The sequence below is a fragment of the Coprobacter tertius genome (genome assembly GCF_024330105.1).
GTDB classification, from domain to species: domain Bacteria; phylum Bacteroidota; class Bacteroidia; order Bacteroidales; family Coprobacteraceae; genus Coprobacter; species Coprobacter tertius.
On record NZ_JANDHW010000004.1, the window covers coordinates 180,760 to 199,567 of the forward strand.

The window sequence follows — 18,808 nt, forward strand, 5'->3', positions numbered from 1 at the left end:
AACAAGACAACGATGAAAAATGTAAGATTTATGGCTGTTTTATTATCAGCCTCTCTTTTATTCAGTAGTTGCGGTACTATGAACAATACCGGAAAAGGTTCGTTAATCGGAGGATCGGGCGGTGCAGCATTAGGGGCAGGACTCGGTGCTCTTATCGGAAAAGACAAGGGTAAATCGGCGGCTATAGGTGCGGCTGTAGGCGTAGCTGTAGGTGCGGGAGCCGGTGCTCTTATTGGCCGTAAAATGGATAAGCAAAAAGAAGAACTTGAAAAAATACAGGGTGCCGAAGTAGAAACGGTAACCGATGCCAATGGTTTACAAGGGGTAAAAGTAACTTTCTCAAGCGGTATTTTATTTCCCACCAATGGTGTTAGTTTAAGCAGTAAATCACAAACAGCATTACGTGATTTTGCAGTTTCTCTTGTCAATAATCCCGAAACTGATATCACCATATGGGGCCATACCGATAATACGGGTACTGACGCTGTAAACGAACGAATCTCGACCCAACGCGCACAAGCTGTGGCTACATTTCTCAACCAAAACGGTATATCTACAAATCGTATGACAGTTGCCGGAAAATCTTATTATGAACCGGTTGCGGATAATTCCACAGTTGAAGGAAGAGCACAAAACAGACGGGTAGATATTTATATTACGGCAAACGAAAACATGATTAAACAAGCCGAAGCAGGAACACTAAAATAAACACATAGCGGGAAAGTAAATCTGAATAAAGCGTAGCGAAATAGCTGGAAAAAAGTTCGTTACGCTTTATTCTTCTATAGCGTAGAGCCAACTAAAAGCCAAATTGCACAGAGTTCAGTTACCACTTAATTGCTCCCGTAATAGGTGCAGATTTCTTGCTAAACAAATTTTTCACTGCGGTTTTCGCTAATTTGCATAGCTGTCGGCAACTCACTGTAACTTATTTTTTTTAACCCCCAAAAGAGTAAGTTATGCTACTCTCAAAGTATTATTTTACGTGAAGAAAAAAAAACGTTTCCCCGTGTGAAACGACGGTCGTCTGTCGTTTAATCCCTTTGCGGAGTATATCAACTTCCCGTAAACGTCAATAAAACTTATCTTACTCAAAAAAATACAGACGTTCATGAACGCACCAATGAAGGGCCTGAACCACGAACTTGCGATGGATTTGTTTGTCTTTTTGGGGTTCACAGGTTTGCCGTATTCAGCCCCAGAACATCATCTTTTGTAAATATAATGCCGATGGCGAAAGTATTCTGCCTTTATGTTTGGTAAATAGCCGGCCATCTTACATGAATATCATCCGGGTGCGAATCAGTTCCACCATTTGTTTTTTCAACTTAACGGCCTGGATAGGCTTGGGTATATAGGCATCGAAGCCGTTGGAAAGCATTCGCTGTTCGTCATCGGCGAAAGCGTAGGCGGTAACGGCGATTACGGGTATGCTGTCCGATAGTTCACGGATTCTCCGGGTTGCCTCATAGCCGTCCATTACCGGCATATTCACATCCATCAGAACGATATGGGGACTATATTGCTTGAACATGGTAACTGCCTCTTCGCCGTTCCAGGCATGAAGCAACTGGTATTCTTGCCCCAGAATAGACTGGAACAATTCGTAATTATCCACATTGTCCTCAGCGATCAATACCATTAACTTTTCCTTCTCTATTTTCAATGGCTGGATGTCATAAACCGGCGTGTCCTTTCTCACGCTACGCTGATAAGGTACGGTAAACCAAAACAAAGCCCCTCGTCCCTCTTCCGACTCCACGCCGATCTGACCGCCCATCTTTTCAACGAGCGTCTTGCAGATAGATAGTCCGAGCCCTGTTCCTTGAGCAAAGGCATTAAGTTTCACGAAGCGCCCGAAAACAGAATCCAGCTTATTTCCGGGAATACCGCAGCCGGTATCCTTAACGTAGAAATAGAGGAAATCCTGATTTTGCAAACGATACCCGAACCGGATCGTTCCGTTTTTCGTAAATTTCGCGGCATTGGTCAACAGATTCGAGATTACCTGTGTCAGACGATTCTTTTCCGTATGCACATAACAGTCGTCCAGCCCTTTGTCCAATTCGAGCTTAACATTATTTTCATCCACCCGCGTTTCAAAGGCAATCCGCAATTCTTCCATAATATGGTTTATATCCACATCGGAATAGACAAACTCCAATGTGCCGGCTTCGATTTTCGATAAATCGAGAATATCTCCGATCAATTGCAACAATAATTCATTATTGTTTTCAATAATACTCACATACCTTTGTTTCTCCGTATCCTCTTTTTCATCCGCCAAAACTCCAGAGAATCCGACAATAGCATTCAACGGAGTACGAATCTCATGGCTCATATTGGCGAGGAATGCGGATTTCAACCGATTGGACTCTTCAGCTTTCTCCTTAGCCGAAATCAGGTCGGCTTCCATACGTTTACGCTCACTGATAACCAGTGACGAACCGATCAATGACAAAGGGCGACCGTTGCTGTCCCGCCTATCGACCGCCGCCTGTCCCTCTACCCAATCAAACTCCTTCTTGCCGTTATTCTGCCTGAATACACGATACTCCATTTTTATTTTATTGGTTTTTCCTTCGATCAATTCGCGGTATGCCTGTTTCACCCGTTCCCGGTCTTCCCTGCAAATCTTTGCAAAATACTGATAGTCTGGCACCGAAAGATGTTCCTCATCGGCGTTCTCCTGTCCGCTCAATTCAATCGGGCGATTGATATCGCACAATATCGTTCCCTTTTCCAGATCCCAGCGCCAAGGGACGATATTCGCCACATCCAACACCATCGCCAGTTTGCCGTTGACTTTCTGCAACAGTTGTTGTATATGAGCCAGTTCGGTATTGTCCATCCAGAAAACATCGATATCCCCATCCTGAGATGACGGAACTGCAATGACGCTAAAATGCTCATTCGTCTGCTTGTGATAATATTGGAATAATATTTCCCGCTTATCCCGGACCACCAACTGGTAAAGTTCGCTCCACTCGGAAAACTGATCGGGGAAAATTTCGCTGATCATACGACCCATACACTTATCTCCAGATTCAAAGTGTTTCTCAAAACAGGGATTCACTTCCATAATACGATAATCCGCAATCTCACTGCTGGAATATTTCCGCAATTGTAATTTCATATAAACGACCGGCATATTCCGGAAGAGAACACTGTAATCCGCCCGCAATTTCAGTTGTGCGGCCTGTATATTGCGGATTTTCCGTATGGAGCGGTAACGGATGAGCAGGATGAGCACGATAAGGCCCATGGCACAGAGCAATACGATATGCTTGTTGGCCTGCCAGAAAGAGGGCGGCCGCTGAAAGAACAGGCTGTGTGGCGGACAATCCCCCGGCGACAGATTAGCGGCCAGTAATGCGGGATAATTGAACTCATAGAACGGGGGACCCGCTTTCTGGTGCGGGATGTCCCGGGCGGCCTTCCCGTCCAGAATTTGGGAAACGGTTTTTCCCAACTGAATCCCGACCTTCTCCTGCGAAGCGAAATAACCGCCCACCATATCGGAATGAACCACCGGATATTGAGTCAGTGAGAATATGGGTAAGTCTGTATATCCGCCCAGGATCTTGTACAACTGCGTCATAATCAAAACGTCGATCCCGGAGCGGCTGGTCGTGTGGCTGGAATAAAACAGGATGCCGTACTCCGGGCCGGCACTCTTTACCCGCCTGACCAGCGAATCCATGGAGATATCACCGGGAATCAGGTATTCCGCCTCGATATCGGGATAGGACTTTGCCATCAGTTCACGGGACTGACGGGCCAGTTCCAGTCCCACGGGCCGTTTGCAGATAATGAACAGCAGTTTCTTCATATCCGGCAACATCCTTCGCATCAGGGATATATTCTTATCCAGGTAAACCGGGTCGTACACAACGGTTGCATTCACATCTTTCAGCGCCTCAGTCCACGATATGCGCTGCTCTTCGGGGATGGCTTTTGACAGACTGAACTGGCCAGGACGGCAAGTGTAATCGGTCTCTACGCATAACACGCACGGTATATCGTCCCATCGCTTTGTAACGTCCTCTCCGATGAGCATAGAGCTGGTCTCGCCTAAAAAAACGACCGCCCTGGGGCGTTTGCGGTAACGCGAGAAAATCTTCTTTTTATAAGCCTCTACCTGCTCGGGAGTATCCCATCTGAGGGCAATCATGTGTTCGACCAAAACATCGACTTTACCGTTGGCGGCACGGATCTCTTTTTCCATTGCTTTCCGGATCTCGGTGCTCCAGTAAGTGGATTCGGTATAGGAATTCAAAACCAGGACATAATCTTCATGTTCGGACGATTCTGCAAATACCTGATTGACAGACACGGAAAACAGCAGTAATAAAATGAATAGAATGCGCATCAATCTGTTGAAATTATAATATATAATAAATATGTAAAGATAATATAAAAAATTGTTCTTCAAAGTAAAAATATTCAGGTAACGGATATCGGTCTTTTCATCGATATTCGTTTTTTATATTAAAAAAACGGGAAGCATTTATCATTCCTTCTAAAAAACTCTCTTCGGATATAAAGATAGTTTTTTACAGCATAGTACTAAAATCGCACGGTTGCTAAATCGTTATCTCTGCTTCTCAAATAATCTGCTAAATATCTATTTTTCATACGTTTATATCAGAACATTGAAAATCTAAAAAAATGAAGTTCTTCATTCGTGATCAACAGTGTTTTTATGTAACTTTGCATATAGTCAGAAGGCATGGAAAAATATATATATTTATAACCCAACTAATGACATGAAAGAAAAAATAGGAATATTATGCGCCAGTGATACTGAATTAATGCCATTTTTAAATAGCATCCATCCGCACCAGACCATAAAAAAAGCAATGTTGGAATTTCATATCGGCCGAATTGGGAAAATCGATGCTATCATGGTGTATAGTGGTGTTTGTAAAGTAAATGCAGCAATTGCATCTCAATTGCTGATTGATTTTTTCCATGTAGATGCCATCATCAATGCCGGAGTTGCTGGAGGAATTGATTCAAACATTCAGTTATTCGATACTATCATATCCGAACGGATGGTTTACCACGATGTATCCGATGATATTCTGACAGAATATCATCCTTGGCTGGAAAGCAATTATTTTTTTGCAGATCCAGCTTTGCTCGCCATTGCTCGTGAATACAGCTCAACTGCAATGTATCCGGTTTTATTCGGTACGATGGCTACCGGAGAACAATTTATTGATGATGAGAATAGGGATAAAATCAATCAAAAGTATGCTCCACTTTCGGTTGATATGGAGACAACAAGTATCGCTCATGTTTGTCATGTAAATAGAATTCCATTTTTAAGCGTCAGGACAATCACGGATACTTCTACACATAAAGGTATGGAAAATTTTGAAAAGAATTGCGAGGTAGCTTCCGAAATATCTGCCGGAATCGCATTAGGGATATTGAGTTTATTAGAAGGAAAATAAATATGAATTTCAAAGACATATACAATTGATAATAAATGATTTATAATAAAATACATTCATCGATATTTGTACATTCCAATATATGTTATATTTTTGTGTTCTGAAAGAATTATGTGACAGCATAGCACCGTAAATCACTAAAATTCGCACGGTAGCTAAATCTTTACTAAAATTCCTCAAATACTCCGCTAAATATTTATTCCTCAAACGGTTTTGTTAAACCGTTGAAAATCTACAATAAAACCGGCTCACTAATTTATAAAAAAGAGTGTTAGCAAGCATTAAGTTCCGACCAACACTCTTTTTCTTTTAAGGTAAAACCAGTATATTTGTTAACAGGCACAAACCTGTAATCTTTAATATTACTTTAATACGATAATATAAATAGGTATTCATTTAATAAATATTTCTATGAAAACATCTTACTTATTTCTGGCCGAAGGCTTTGAAGAAATAGAAGCACTGACCATAATCGACATGTTACGTCGTGCCGGAATGGCGATAAAAACCGTCTCTATTACATCTCAAAAAGAAGTAAAAGGAGCTCACAACATTACCGTGCTTGCCGATATGCTTTTTGAACCGAATCGCATTACCGATATCGATTGGTTGATTTTACCCGGTGGTATGCCAGGGACCAAACATTTAGGTGAATTCAAACTGTTGAAAACTCTCTTAAAAGAGCATTATAAAAATAATGGAAAAATAGCGGCTATTTGCGCTGCTCCCTCGATTTTAGGAGATATGGGATTACTCAACGGACGTAAAGCAACCTGTTATCCCGGCTTCGAATCTCATTTACAAAATGGAGACTGTACCGGTAATCCGGTAGAAATATCGGGAAATATCACCACCGGTAAGGGACCGGGTGTGGCTCCCGAGTTTGCTTTGGCAATTATAAAACAGGCGTTAGGAGACGAAACAGCCAAAAAAGTAGCAAAAGAAATGCTTCTTGTAGATTGAAAATGTTTTGTTGGGATAATCGCCGCAGAAATGGTCGATAAGCTTTTTTTGCGGCGATTATTTTTTATTTCAGATCATCTTTCTTAACCAAAACCTTATCGATTCGCGCCCCGTCCATATCGACGATCTCAAGTTTAAAATTCATCCATTCGAGTTGTTCACCCGTAGCCGGTATGTGTTGTAAAATCCCGAGAATCAATCCACTTAACGTATTGTAATTATAATCAGGATAAAGTTCTTCCATATCGAAATATGCCAAAAAATCATAAAACGAGCATTGCCCGTCTACCAGGCAAGAACCATCGCTTCTCACAACAATATCCAATTCTTCTCCCGGATCGGGAAGTACTCCGATAAGAGCCTCCATAATATCACTCGAAGTTACAATCCCCTGTATACTACCGAATTCATCGGTAACCAACGCATATTTTAGCCGTTCTTGCTTCATCCTTTCAAGACCGTTATAAACGCTAAGGGTTTCGGGCATATAATTGGGTGTTTTCAATAATATACTCAGATCGAAATCTGCTTTATCCACCTTATCAATCAAATCTCTCAAAGTAACCACCCCGAGAATATTATCGATACGGCCTTCACATACCGGGTAAACATGAAACAAGTTAGCCAATATCACCCGGTTAATTTCTTCGGGCGGCCAACTGATATCGAGCCATACCAAATCATTTCTGTGCGTCATAATAGACCCCACATTACGGTCTCCCAAGTTAAAAACCCGTTCGACAATATCTTGTTCTACTTCCTGAACTTCACCGTCCTCAGTACCTTCTCTTATAATGGCTTTTATCTCGTCTTCGGTTACTTTATTATCATTTCGATCATTAAGCCCGAGTAATTTAAGCATTGCTGCCGTACTTTTCGAAAGTAACCATACAAAAGGAGAAGCAATCTTCGATAAAAAATTCATAGCCGGAGCCACTAAGCGGGACACTCTCTCAGCTGCAGCCATGCCGATACGTTTAGGTACCAACTCACCGATAATTAAAGTAAGGTACGTTACTACCGTTACAATTATGATCTTTGCCACTGCAACAGAATAAGCCGCAGGAATAAAGCGTTCGAGAAAAACGCCGAAATTTCCGGCAAAAGATTCACCTGAATAAAGACCGGTAAGAATACCGATAAGAGTAATACCAATTTGTATGGTTGAAAGGAACTTATCGGGGTCTTCGGCCAAACGTAAAGCCGTACGAGCCGCTTTACTACCTTTTTTAGCATCTGTTTCGAGTCTCGATTTTCGCGCAGAAACCAAAGCAATCTCAGACATCGATAATACCCCGTTTAAAAGAATAAGAAAAACGATAATAAAAATTTCCATCGAAGTTTATACAATTTTAGCGGTTTAAAGATAAAAAGAATAAAACAAAACACATTATTTTTTTACTGAATATTCGGCAATTTATGTTATAAAATATGGTACGCTTTACCTGTCTAAAAAAAATACATTAATATTCATCCCAAAGAAGGCTGTTTCAAAAATAATTACGATATTTGCAAGTGCTTTTCGGCTGAGAACTATACAGTTTTCATAAAAATATATCATTTCATTTTTTTAGTACCGGAAAAAGCTATATATTTGCAAGCCAAAAAATTAAAACATAAATAATATAATCATAATAAAATTGTAAAAAGATGACTAAGGCAGACATTGTGAACGAGATTTCAAAAAACACGGGTATTGAAAAAGCCATCGTTCTTGCAACAGTTGAACAATTCATGGAAACTGTTAAAAAATCACTGAGTGATGGAGACAACGTTTATTTAAGAGGATTCGGTAGCTTTATCGTTAAGAAAAGAGCTCAGAAAACAGCCAGAAACATTTCAAAGAACACAACCATAATTATTCCCGAGCACAACATTCCGGCATTTAAACCGGCAAAGACATTTATGAGCAACGTGAAATAAATTATAGTTACAAAGTATTATTAATTTAAAAAGCATAAAATCATGCCAAGCGGAAAAAAAAGAAAAGGGCATAAAATGTCCACTCACAAACGCAAAAAAAGACTGAGAAAGAACAGACACAAGAAGAAAAAATAAAATAGTCTGTATTCTCTAAAATATTTACAGGAGAAACAAAAGAACAAACTTATTAAAGAGTTATTTTTCTAAGTTTGTTCTTTGTGCTTTTATAAGAAATGTTTCTACTTATAAAAGTCATAAATTTTAATCTTTATTTTTGTAACCTAAAAATAAAATAATCGTGTCCAGTGAACTTGTAGTTGACGTCCAATCCAAAGAGGTTTCTATTGCAATTCTCGAAAACAAACGTTTAGTAGAATTACAAAAAGAAGCTCGTAATATATCGTTCTCGGTCGGCGATATTTATTTGGGAAAGGTTAAGAAACTCATGCCAGGACTAAATGCTGCATTTGTTGATGTAGGTTATGAAAAGGATGCATTTCTTCATTATCTCGATTTAGGGGCTCAATTTAATTCCTGTGCCAAATTTATCAAACAATCCCTGTCTGACCGGAAAAAATTGTTATCGATCAGCAAATTCAATATGCTACCCGATATCGATAAGGAAGGTACGATAGGAGATGTACTTAAAGTAGGCCAAGAAGTTCTGGTGCAGATTGCCAAAGAACCTATATCATCTAAAGGTCCCCGATTAACTGCCGAAATATCTTTTGCAGGGCGTTTTCTCGTGCTTATTCCTTTTGCCGACAAAGTATCGGTGTCTCAAAAAATAAAATCAAACGAAGAAAAAGCGCGACTCAAGCAACTGATCCAAAGCATAAAGCCTAAAAACTTTGGGGTAATCGTACGTACAGTTGCCGAAAACAAACGAGTCGCTGAATTAGATAATGAATTAAAAACATTGGTAAAATGCTGGGAAGATTCACTCGTCAAACTCCAAAAAGCCAAAACACCATCGCTCATATTCGAAGAAACGGGACGCACGGTCGGAGTACTACGGGATATATTCAACACATCATTTGAAAGTATCCACGTAAATGACGAATTAGTCTATCAGCAAATATACAATTATGTAAGCCTGATCGCTCCCGAACGGAAAGACATCGTAAAGCTATACAAAGGGGAATTACCCATATTTGATAATTTCTCGATTACAAAACAAATAAAGTCATCGTTCGGTAAAACCGTATCGTTTAAAAGCGGTGCATACCTGATCATAGAACATACAGAAGCTTTGCATGTAATCGATGTAAATAGCGGAAACCGATCCAAAGCGACTAATGATCAAGAGAGCAACGCTCTCGATGTAAATATGCATGCTGCAGAAGAAATCGCCCGCCAATTGCGTTTACGTGATATGGGTGGCATTATCGTTATCGACTTTATCGATATGCAGGAAGCAGAAAACAGGCAAAAGCTTTATGACCATATGCGCGAATTGATGGCGGCAGACAGGGCAAAACATAACATATTGCCTTTAAGTAAATTCGGTCTGATGCAAATAACCCGGCAACGTGTGCGGCCGGCACTTGATATCACTACAACCGAAAACTGTCCTACCTGCTTCGGTAAAGGTACTATTCCTCCTTCTCTTCTTTTTACCGACCGCCTTGAAGACAAAATAGCATATATGGTAAACAAACTGAAAATCAGAAATTTCCGGTTACACGTGCACCCTTTTATCGCAGCATTTATAAATAAGGGTTTTTATTCCCTTAAATGGCAATGGAAGTGTAAATACACTTTCGGTTTCAAATTAGTGCCTGATCAGTCTCTCGCATTTCTCGAATATAAATTTTACGATAAAAATAATGAAGAGATCGATCTGAAAGAAGAAATTGAAATAAAGTAAGACCGAGATTACTTTACAACCGTAAAATCTTGAAAGCCCCGGATACCAGTAGTATAGTATCCGGGGCTTTTTCAGCCTGTTTAAGACCGTTTTATACTAAGATTTAGCATTTCCCTATAATGTGATAAAAAACGATAAATAACGCATTATTTCACTATCTTATTATTTAATAGAAATAAAAAGCCTGCATGACGAAATGTCAAGCAGGCTTCATATATATTAATACTATAATTTACTTAGGCAATTGTTCTAAAGCCCCCTTTATATCGGCTGCTTCCGGATCTACAGTCAATACTTTTTCCCAATAGAAGCGAGTCTGAGGGAAGCCTTTTACATTATTTTCATGCTCTTTCAAGTAATTATAATAACCGAGATATTTATAGCATTCTACCAATGCTCTAGGATTATTATTATCTTTTTCAAGAATCGCCATAGCCGCTTCGTAATATGGCTTTGCCGTACCCATGGTCGTTTCAGGATCGAGACCGGCATTAGCTCTTGCCCTCCATAAATGTCCACGGTAATCTTCGGGAGCTCTTTCTATTACAATTTTAAACAAACTATCTGCAGCAAGATAAAGACGTGTTTTTTCGGCCTTTTCTACATCGGTAGAATCAGCAGCCGTCGCAGCTGCCTGATAATAAGCACCACCTAAAATAAAATAGTCCTGAACACGAACATTAGCAGAATCGAGCTTCATGTATTCATTATATGCATCTGCACTTTTCACATAATCACCTGCACTACGATATGCATCGCTCAATTCTTTATATAAATCGAGATTAGTAGGCTCTATCGCAATTGCTTTCTCAAATACCGAAACAGCTTTATCGGGCTGATCGTTTTTAATCAACAAATATCCGTAAGTCAAATAATCGCGACTATTAAATTGGGGATTATTAGGAGAGCTCATGAACTTTTCAGCAGCAGCAACACCATCTGCATATCTCTTCAATTCGTAATTATCATACATAGCCAAACGCTTTGCTACGAAATTATCAGGATCACTTTCGAGAACTTTATTTATTAAATCAAGAGATTCTTCGTATTTTTTATCGAAAAACAGTAAAGCTCCATAACGTGCCTGGTCCGAGTCGAAATGATTAGGATTCGACATATACAATCCATAAGCATCTACAGCTTTTCCATACTGGCCGTTTTTATAATATGCCTCTGCCATTTCCCGCTGAGCTAAAGCCGAATTAGGCGCCAATTGAAGTAAAGTTTCAAGTTTCTGAATAGCTGACTGGGCATTGATAGGGAAATATATATTTGAATACTTCACATAAGCAGGCACACAGTTAGGATCGAAATTTATAGCCATTTCATAATATCCCGCAGCATCACCATATTGCTGTCTGTCTACCAAAATATCCCCTTCGAACATATACGTTTCAGCGAATTTCTTATCATAATCCAACGCTTTATCAAGATATTTTTGGTACTCCGGAATCAGATTCTGATAATAAGCTTGTGCAACAGCCAAATAAACTGCCGGATTTTTTTTCGACATTTTTTCCTTCAGTGCATCTTTTATCATCGATTCTGCTTCTTTAAGATTGCTTTTCATCAGCAATTTAGCCTCACCGATCTTATTGAATACATAGGTAGGATCTGCAGCCAACCCCATTTTATAATAATAAGAAGCGGAGTCATTCTTATTCATTTTCGAATAAACTTCACCCAGATAATAACAAGCTTCGGCTTTATTTGTCGCAGGGTCATTAAATGTGCGTTCGAGTATAATCTTGGCACGTTCGGGCTGACCGGCCTTAAAATATTCTATACCGTCGGTATAACTCGCCCCAAGGGCCGTAGCAGCCATCCCTCCGATGAAAATGAGCGATGAAAGTAACAGAAATTTAAGTCTCATACATATAAGATTTTAGTTATTATAAATTGTCTCGTACATTAACAATACGGATTACCTGGGTAGCCGGTACCATCCCGCTCTTCAGAATAATTTTCTGTCCCCTGTCGGTACTAACAAATTTAGTAAATCCTGAAGGCAATCCGGTTTTGGGATCTGTTGAAATTATATAAACATTTCGTGTAAAAGGATATAATCCCATAGCAAGATACGCCTGATACGGTTTATAACTATTCGCATTATTAGCAAAATCGTCACTACTCACCGCCATTACATTTATTCTTTCAGAAAAAGACAACCGAGTCGTATCGCTTCTATTACCGATCCAGCTCGCACCAATTACACCAATCGCATTCGGAACTTGAGCAACATAATCGATCACATCGTTATTATTTTTTTGAGCTCTTAATTTATCAGATAATTTTTGTCCCTTGCAAATAGAATCGATAGCATAACGTATCGTACTTGAATTGGCATTATCAAAAACCATCTGTATTTCGCCCAATTTCGATTTGGGATACAATTGTTTCCACTGGGTAATCTTACCTGTAAGAATTTTTTCAATATCATTTACCGTAATCAAAGTATCGGTATTTTCTTTATTCACAATAAGAGCGATTCCGTCAATAGCAATCTTTTCTGTCTTCGGATATAATTTTTTTGCATGTAAAGTTTCTTCTTCCTGTTGGGTCAATACCCGGGTAGTAACAGCCAACCGTACGCTATCGCGAATCAATAATGTAATCGCATCCACTTCACTTACATATTCAGGAACAATCCCCGCTTTAGGATATAACGATTCGAACACATCGATTTCTTGCTGAATAATGGGTTCGAAAGATTCGTCAGCACTAATTTTTATTACGCCTGAAGTAGGTGTATCACTCGCTTCTTTTTTCTGAGCAGGCCCACAGGATGTAAAACTATAAGAAACCGACATTATAAACAATATTACGGCTATTGATTTAAATATATTTTTCATAGCTTAATCTCCTTTTAATTTACACGATTAGCCTTAACCAGGCGATAAGCACGGTAAATGCCGTAAATTACAAATACCCCTCCGAAACCATAACGGATAACAGGGGCGAAATTTCGCTCAAATAAAGGGGTGAATACTAGTAAATATGCCATTCCCAAATATATGAGAACCATGAATATACCGAAAATATACCCGGCATTCCACTTACGTTGTTTATTTCCCTGAGGCTCGTTATTTGTCTCCATAATAAGAAAGGTATTTAATTTAAAATACCCGCAACCTGTCTATCCTAAGATATCAGATTGCGGAGTATAATGTTATTTCATCTTGTTATATAACAAACCAAGATTACATAAGTTTAAACAGAACCGGAACGGTAAAATATACCGGAACCGTATTTCCGTTTTGTTTACCGGGGATCCAGCGGGGCATCGATTTGATTACCCTTACGGCTTCTTTATCACAAGAAGCATCGATACCTCGGATTACCGTCACATCCTGTATTTCACCCGATTTGGCAACAACGAAACGTACTACGACACGTCCTTGTATACCATTCTCGGCTGCAATTACGGGATATTTCAGGTTTTTCTGAATATATGCCATCAACTCGGCTTCACCACCGGGGAACTGAGGCATCTGTTCTACTGCAGTATACGGTTTCTGTACCTCTTCTTTTTTAACTTCGGGAGCAATTGCTTCTTTAAAATCGGCAATATCCTTACCGTTAATTTCGTCATTACCTTTAACGTCGGCGATAGAAATGGTTACTTTATCGTTTTTCTGCAATTCGTCCTGAGACTTAATTTCATCTTCAGGCTTTATCTCTTCGTCTTTTTTAATGACAGGAGGTGTAAATTTAATAGAGCTTTTCAAAGGAGGAGGAGGCGCAACTTCCTGTATAGGTTTTACTTCCTCATTCTTCTTTACCTCAGCTTCGGGAAGTTTCGTTAAAGTCGTAACTTCGGTCATAACCTCCTGTGTTTTTTCGGGAGTCACGAAACGGATTAAAGCGGGCATTGTAAATGCAAAGATAGCTACGATAATCACGATCACCATTGCAATATTGTGACGTTTCGGAGTATCCTTGCGCATTTCATAAGCACCATAGGCCTGATTACGGCCCTCAAAAACCATATCGATCCATTCCTGAGAAGTTAAATTTATTTTAGCCATTTTCTTCTGTTTTTTAGTATTCGATTAGTTTTTGTTTATTTCTTAGTCCGGTCGATCTGTTCTGTTAAACCACCTTTTTGTTCGTAGTTCTTCAACAGAAACTTATCTCCTTCTGCCATATCTACAATCGCATATTTGCTAATATTGGCAATATGCATCTCGTCAAGAGCATCGATAAGATTTTTATATGTAGATTCGTCCGAGGCTTTGATCATTACAATCGGGGCTGTCTTGGAATCCCTGATTTCAGAAGCTTCCTTTTCATATTCTTCTTCCGAAATCTGCTTATCGAGTTTTTTCTGTTTCAATACTTTCATCTTTTCGACTACCTCTTTATTTCGATTAAGAAGCATCGCCCTTAGCCCATCGGCATTATACGTTGTTTGTTTCAGACTGGTATAATCTTCATAATTCGGTTCACCGGTATAATAATATACCAGATCCTTATCACCCAAAATCAACGTAATCGCACGAGATGCGGCCACTTTATTCTGTTCAGCCTCTGTAATCTTCTTGTCATTCGAAGGCATGCTTATCTCCATTGTCTGGGGCTTGCTCAACGATGTACACAGCATAAAGAACGTAATCAAAAGCATATTCATATCGACCATGGGAGTAAAGTCTACCCGGATACTCATTTTTTTCTGCTTACCCTTCTTTTTCCCCGAGTCTTTTTGTTCTATTTCTGCCATACTGATATTTTTTATTTATCTTCTGATATCGTTTTAAGCGATGTAATCAGATTATAACGGTTTTCACGAAGATCCTGTAAAGAAGACATAACATTCTTAATCTTAGGATAAGGTGTCGCTTGGTCCGCTTTAATAGCTATTCTCAAATCTCTATTCTGTGCCCGGGCAGCTTTTACCCAAGCCTTAAACTCATTACTGGGATTGCTCGTCGTATCGATGGGTATACCGTAATCTTTGAGGATCATATCCTGCTTATCGGTAGGCAGATCCAAAAATGATTTCATTTGTTTAATGGGTACCCCGAACGAATTCATGAGTTTAAAATTTTGTATCTCTTGAGGAGTAAATTCGACATTGTACTGTTTGCCTACCTCTTCCAAAACCGCTACCCGATCGTCCTGCTTGTCGAGACTCATAAAAATCTTTCCGCTGGGATCGACCAAAATCTGTAATATATTCGTTTCGGGTATTTTAATTTCCGAAACAGACGACGGGGTCGATACTTGTACAGGTTCTTTCTGAATGAATGTTGAAGTCAACATAAAAAAGGTAAGCAAAAGCACGGTCACGTCACTCATCGCGGTCATATCGATGAGCGTACTCTTCCTTTTTACTTTTACTTTTGGCATAATCTAATTCCTCTTTTAATTATTTATGCGTAGCAGCGTAAGTTTGTACAATGGTAAAGCCAACTTCATCGATAGCATAAGTAATTTTATCGATTTTGCTGGTAAAGAAGTTGTACGAAATAACAGCTAATGCACCCGTTGCGATACCGAACGCCGTATTTACAAGTGCTTCAGAAATACCGGTCGACAACGCTACCGAGTCAACGGCACCACCTGCACCCAGAGCGGCAAATGATTTGATCATACCCAACACAGTACCGAGCAGTCCGACCAAAGTACCTAAAGTAGTCATTGTAGCGACAACTGCCAGGTTCATTTCGAGAGTAGGTAATTCGAGAGCCGTAGCTTCTTCAACCTCTTTCTGGATACTGGCCAGTTTTTGTTCTTTAGATAAAGAATCATTTTTCTCCATTTCGGCATATTTTGCAAGCACCGAAGTAACAACACTGGCTACAGAACCGCCTTGTTTGTCACAAAGTTCCTGTGCTTTAGCGATATCGCCTTCGTTAAGAGCAACTTTGATATTCTGAACGAATTTTGTCAGTTTACCTTTACCTCTTGCCTTAGAGATTGCGAATGCACGTTCAACACTTAATACAATAACTGTAAGGAATAATGTTTGCAGAATGGGCACGATAACACCCCCTTTATATATAGTACCTAACATGTTTCCAGGCAGAGGATGACCGGAAGGATCTCCGTCCATGAAGTTTGCGGGATTTCCTAAAACGAATTTAAAGATACAAACAGCAACGATAAAACATCCTACGATCACGAGGAATGCAGACTCAATGCCACGAAATGTTTTTTTCTTTTGTGCTTTTGTTTTTGTTTCCATAATAAAAAAAATTCTAAGTGGTTGACTGTTAAATAAATTTGTTTGATAATATTGTTAATTTCTATTATATGACGGCTCTTTATATTTAAAGAGTTTTCGTTTTTTTATTGTTAGATTAATTATTGATATTTCTACTAAATTCCAAGATATTCAAGATCACTTTTTCGCTAATTATTCTCAGAAGGTTGCAAACGACGTATTATCTATACAGTCAATCTTTTCTACCTTAATCATCTAATAAACGGTAAAAGGTCCGTTTCATTGCGCTTTTCATATAATATTTATCAAGGTTACCCTAATAAGCACAATAATCAAATATCTTTTGTGGGCCAAATTTAGTATATTATTTTCAGATAAAAAAATAATCAGTTTTTTTTACAAGGCCTCGCCATCGGTTTTTTACCGTTTTAAACTTAAAAAATTAATGCTCCCGGCCTATATATGTAAATCGATTTTTTAAGCGATGAAAAATATAAAAAAAGTATATACTCCGAGACAATTCACTACTTATCATACTTATAACGAATTACAATATTAAAACATCTCAACATTCTGACATTTACGATACCAATTACCTTTTTCTTATTACAAAAAGATCAAAAAAAAAGCAGACACCCATCCATTTTGTTAAAAATAACAAATCAACAGTATTTTCTTCCCGGGAGTACATTTTTGTAACTATCTTTGTCGGTAATTAAAAGAATATGAATAAAAAGCGTATCCCGATAGCTTGCTTATTTATTGCTGCTTTCATCATGTTGACGTTGTCGGTCGTACCTCATCATCATCATGAGAACGGTTTTTTATGTATTCATCTTAACGGTCATATTCCGCAATCACAAGATGCAGGAACTCCTTGTGAAAATAATTGTATCGCCCGTTTTCACCAAGCCGACCGGGCTCCTGAACGCCAGATTCATATAAATTTATTACTCTTATCATTCGCAGTGTGCGAACTTCCACAATTTATTTCGTCTCTATTTACTAGCAAAATTTTACCCGGAACCGTAATATGGTCAATATATCGGGAAAGGCTTCATCCCGAACATCTTATTAGGCATTCGGGACTGCGTGCTCCACCTTTTAGCATTGCATAAATACATTATCTATACTATAATCGATAATGAAATTTACATGTCTATCTTATAATGACACGTAAACTCTTTTCAATCTATTTATCTTCACCGACAAAATATTATGCAATGAAAAAAATATTTTTCTTATGTACTTTATGTGCATATATTCTCTCCGGGTGTAACGGAGAAAACTCTCACAAAGATCATGAACACGCAAATGAATCGGAACTACACGAACATGAGAAAGACCAGGAAAGCCATGAACATGAGCATGAAAATGAAAAAAACGAACATTCTGATGAAATAATACTCACTAAAGAAAAAGCCTATGCAGCAGGTGTAACCGTAGAAGAAGTTATACCGAAAGATTTTGTTCAGGTAATAAAAACCAACGGACAGATACTTGCTGCACAAGGAGACGAATCTACGATTGTCGCAACAGTGCCGGGTGTAGTTTCATTCGGGAAGACTTCTGTTAGTGAGGGAGCGTCTATAAAGGCCGGGAACCCTTTACTTACTATTTCTTCAAAAAACCTAATGGATGGAGATCCGGTTTCTAAATTAAAAATAAATTATGAGACGGCACTAAAAGATTACAATCGTGCCCAATCTCTTGTAAAAGAAAAAATCATTTCTGAAAAAGAGTTTAACCAAATACGGCAAAACTATGAAACCGCCCGGTTAAATTGGGAGGCGACATCCAACAGACATGACGGTAACGGTACCATCGTAGCTTCACCTATTTCAGGATATATTAAAAACCGGCTTGTAAATGAAGGTGACTTCGTATCGGTAGGAACTCCTTTATTAAGTGTATCGCAAAATCGCCGACTAATGCTTCGTGCCGATGTAAGCGAACGGCATTACAGTTCTCTGCCTACTATCACATCTGCCAATTTTAAAACTCCTTACGACGCAAAAGTATATGAATTAAAGAATCTGAACGGACGACTGGTTTCTTATGGAAAAACATCGGGAGAAAACTCCTTTTATGTTCCCATCATATTCGAATTCGATAATAAAGGGAACATTATTGCCGGTTCCTACGTTGAAATTTACCTCTTGTCCTCCCCTCGTAAAAACTCGATCATTGTACCGGTCACTGCTCTTACCGAAGAACAGGGAGTAAATTTTGTTTATATTCAACTAGATGAAGAAGGGTACAAAAAACAAGAGGTAAAAACCGGGAATAACAACGGAAAAGAAATAGAAATTCTTTCAGGGTTGAAGCCGGGCGACCGGGTAGTAACCCAAGGTGCTTACCAAGTTAAACTGGCATCGAACTCGAATGTAATACCCGAAGGACATTCTCATAATCATTAATGTC

At 39.0% G+C, this 18,808-nt stretch carries 16 protein-coding genes; 7 read left to right on the forward strand and 9 right to left on the reverse strand.

Annotated elements, in window-relative coordinates:
- Window positions 1–12: 12 nt before the first annotated feature.
- Complete coding sequence (locus NMU02_RS05585) at window positions 13–708, forward strand: YiaD family glycine zipper/OmpA-like lipoprotein (protein WP_255026416.1); 696 nt, start codon at window positions 13–15, stop codon at window positions 706–708.
- Between the two features lie 568 nt (window positions 709–1,276).
- Here NMU02_RS05585 and NMU02_RS05590 read toward each other — a convergent pair.
- Window positions 1,277–4,372: an ATP-binding protein gene (locus NMU02_RS05590; RefSeq protein WP_255026586.1), complete on the reverse strand. Its 3,096-nt coding sequence runs from the start codon at window positions 4,370–4,372 to the stop codon at window positions 1,277–1,279.
- A gap of 397 nt (window positions 4,373–4,769) precedes the next feature.
- Between NMU02_RS05590 and mtnN the strand changes: the two genes are divergently transcribed.
- Window positions 4,770–5,462, forward strand: coding sequence for a 5'-methylthioadenosine/S-adenosylhomocysteine nucleosidase (gene mtnN / locus NMU02_RS05595; RefSeq protein ID WP_255026420.1), 693 nt, complete (start codon window positions 4,770–4,772; stop codon window positions 5,460–5,462).
- A 411-nt stretch (window positions 5,463–5,873) separates the two neighbouring features.
- On the forward strand, window positions 5,874–6,425 hold the full coding sequence (locus tag NMU02_RS05600) for a DJ-1 family glyoxalase III (RefSeq protein WP_255026422.1): 552 nt from the start codon (window positions 5,874–5,876) through the stop codon (window positions 6,423–6,425).
- Between the two features lie 64 nt (window positions 6,426–6,489).
- Here NMU02_RS05600 and NMU02_RS05605 read toward each other — a convergent pair whose 3' ends face one another.
- Window positions 6,490–7,761: a hemolysin family protein gene (locus tag NMU02_RS05605; protein WP_255026423.1), complete on the reverse strand. Its 1,272-nt coding sequence runs from the start codon at window positions 7,759–7,761 to the stop codon at window positions 6,490–6,492.
- Between the two features lie 314 nt (window positions 7,762–8,075).
- Between NMU02_RS05605 and NMU02_RS05610 the strand changes: the two genes are divergently transcribed.
- Window positions 8,076–8,348 (forward strand): HU family DNA-binding protein, encoded by a 273-nt coding sequence (locus NMU02_RS05610; protein ID WP_255026424.1) that lies wholly within the window; start codon window positions 8,076–8,078, stop codon window positions 8,346–8,348.
- A gap of 298 nt (window positions 8,349–8,646) precedes the next feature.
- Window positions 8,647–10,218, forward strand: a complete 1,572-nt coding sequence (locus tag NMU02_RS05615; RefSeq protein WP_255026426.1) for an Rne/Rng family ribonuclease — start codon at window positions 8,647–8,649, stop codon at window positions 10,216–10,218.
- Between the two features lie 232 nt (window positions 10,219–10,450).
- Here the strand turns inward: NMU02_RS05615 and NMU02_RS05620 are convergent, their stop codons facing one another.
- The 7 genes from NMU02_RS05620 to NMU02_RS05650 all read right to left on the reverse strand — a co-directional run bounded on the left by NMU02_RS05620 (window position 10,451) and on the right by NMU02_RS05650 (window position 16,405).
- Window positions 10,451–12,091 (reverse strand): tetratricopeptide repeat protein, encoded by a 1,641-nt coding sequence (locus NMU02_RS05620; protein WP_255026427.1) that lies wholly within the window; start codon window positions 12,089–12,091, stop codon window positions 10,451–10,453.
- Window positions 12,092–12,110: 19 nt separating this feature from the next.
- A complete protein-coding gene (locus NMU02_RS05625) occupies window positions 12,111–13,070 on the reverse strand; it encodes a PstS family phosphate ABC transporter substrate-binding protein (RefSeq protein WP_435522014.1) in 960 nt (319 codons plus the stop codon).
- A 14-nt stretch (window positions 13,071–13,084) separates the two neighbouring features.
- Entirely contained in the window at window positions 13,085–13,315 is a 231-nt protein-coding gene (locus NMU02_RS05630) for a hypothetical protein (protein ID WP_255026429.1), read from the reverse strand.
- A 103-nt stretch (window positions 13,316–13,418) separates the two neighbouring features.
- Window positions 13,419–14,246 carry an energy transducer TonB gene (locus tag NMU02_RS05635; protein WP_255026431.1) on the reverse strand — a complete coding sequence of 276 codons (828 nt, stop codon included), beginning with the start codon at window positions 14,244–14,246 and terminating at the stop codon, window positions 13,419–13,421.
- A gap of 35 nt (window positions 14,247–14,281) precedes the next feature.
- Window positions 14,282–14,938 carry an ExbD/TolR family protein gene (locus tag NMU02_RS05640; protein WP_255026432.1) on the reverse strand — a complete coding sequence of 219 codons (657 nt, stop codon included), beginning with the start codon at window positions 14,936–14,938 and terminating at the stop codon, window positions 14,282–14,284.
- Between the two features lie 11 nt (window positions 14,939–14,949).
- Entirely contained in the window at window positions 14,950–15,567 is a 618-nt protein-coding gene (locus tag NMU02_RS05645; RefSeq protein ID WP_255026433.1) for an ExbD/TolR family protein, read from the reverse strand.
- 19 nt (window positions 15,568–15,586) lie between these two features.
- Window positions 15,587–16,405, reverse strand: coding sequence for a MotA/TolQ/ExbB proton channel family protein (locus NMU02_RS05650; RefSeq protein WP_255026434.1), 819 nt, complete (start codon window positions 16,403–16,405; stop codon window positions 15,587–15,589).
- A 704-nt stretch (window positions 16,406–17,109) separates the two neighbouring features.
- On the opposite strand from NMU02_RS05650, the gene NMU02_RS05655 reads away from it, so the two are divergent.
- Together NMU02_RS05655 and NMU02_RS05660 are read left to right on the forward strand one after the other, a co-directional pair.
- A complete protein-coding gene (locus NMU02_RS05655; protein ID WP_255026436.1) occupies window positions 17,110–17,502 on the forward strand; it encodes a DUF6769 family protein in 393 nt (130 codons plus the stop codon).
- Between the two features lie 105 nt (window positions 17,503–17,607).
- Window positions 17,608–18,804 carry an efflux RND transporter periplasmic adaptor subunit gene (locus NMU02_RS05660; protein ID WP_255026437.1) on the forward strand — a complete coding sequence of 399 codons (1,197 nt, stop codon included), beginning with the start codon at window positions 17,608–17,610 and terminating at the stop codon, window positions 18,802–18,804.
- Window positions 18,805–18,808 lie beyond the last annotated feature (4 nt).

What these genes read in the sequence shown, in the direction of transcription:
- NMU02_RS05600 (WP_255026422.1), top strand. Translation starts at nt 5,874, where the DNA reads ATGAAAACATCTTACTTATTTCTGGCCGAAGGCTTTGAAGAAATAGAA.
- NMU02_RS05655 (WP_255026436.1), top strand. Translation starts at nt 17,110, where the DNA reads ATGAATAAAAAGCGTATCCCGATAGCTTGCTTATTTATTGCTGCTTTC.
- NMU02_RS05650 (WP_255026434.1), bottom strand. Translation starts at nt 16,405, where the DNA reads ATGGAAACAAAAACAAAAGCACAAAAGAAAAAAACATTTCGTGGCATT.
- NMU02_RS05645 (WP_255026433.1), bottom strand. Translation starts at nt 15,567, where the DNA reads ATGCCAAAAGTAAAAGTAAAAAGGAAGAGTACGCTCATCGATATGACC.
- NMU02_RS05640 (WP_255026432.1), bottom strand. Translation starts at nt 14,938, where the DNA reads ATGGCAGAAATAGAACAAAAAGACTCGGGGAAAAAGAAGGGTAAGCAG.
- NMU02_RS05620 (WP_255026427.1), bottom strand. Translation starts at nt 12,091, where the DNA reads ATGAGACTTAAATTTCTGTTACTTTCATCGCTCATTTTCATCGGAGGG.
- NMU02_RS05605 (WP_255026423.1), bottom strand. Translation starts at nt 7,761, where the DNA reads ATGGAAATTTTTATTATCGTTTTTCTTATTCTTTTAAACGGGGTATTA.
- NMU02_RS05660 (WP_255026437.1), top strand. Translation starts at nt 17,608, where the DNA reads ATGAAAAAAATATTTTTCTTATGTACTTTATGTGCATATATTCTCTCC.
- NMU02_RS05585 (WP_255026416.1), top strand. Translation starts at nt 13, where the DNA reads ATGAAAAATGTAAGATTTATGGCTGTTTTATTATCAGCCTCTCTTTTA.
- NMU02_RS05590 (WP_255026586.1), bottom strand. Translation starts at nt 4,372, where the DNA reads ATGCGCATTCTATTCATTTTATTACTGCTGTTTTCCGTGTCTGTCAAT.
- NMU02_RS05625 (WP_435522014.1), bottom strand. Translation starts at nt 13,070, where the DNA reads ATGAAAAATATATTTAAATCAATAGCCGTAATATTGTTTATAATGTCG.
- mtnN (WP_255026420.1), top strand. Translation starts at nt 4,770, where the DNA reads ATGAAAGAAAAAATAGGAATATTATGCGCCAGTGATACTGAATTAATG.
- NMU02_RS05635 (WP_255026431.1), bottom strand. Translation starts at nt 14,246, where the DNA reads ATGGCTAAAATAAATTTAACTTCTCAGGAATGGATCGATATGGTTTTT.
- NMU02_RS05610 (WP_255026424.1), top strand. Translation starts at nt 8,076, where the DNA reads ATGACTAAGGCAGACATTGTGAACGAGATTTCAAAAAACACGGGTATT.
- NMU02_RS05630 (WP_255026429.1), bottom strand. Translation starts at nt 13,315, where the DNA reads ATGGAGACAAATAACGAGCCTCAGGGAAATAAACAACGTAAGTGGAAT.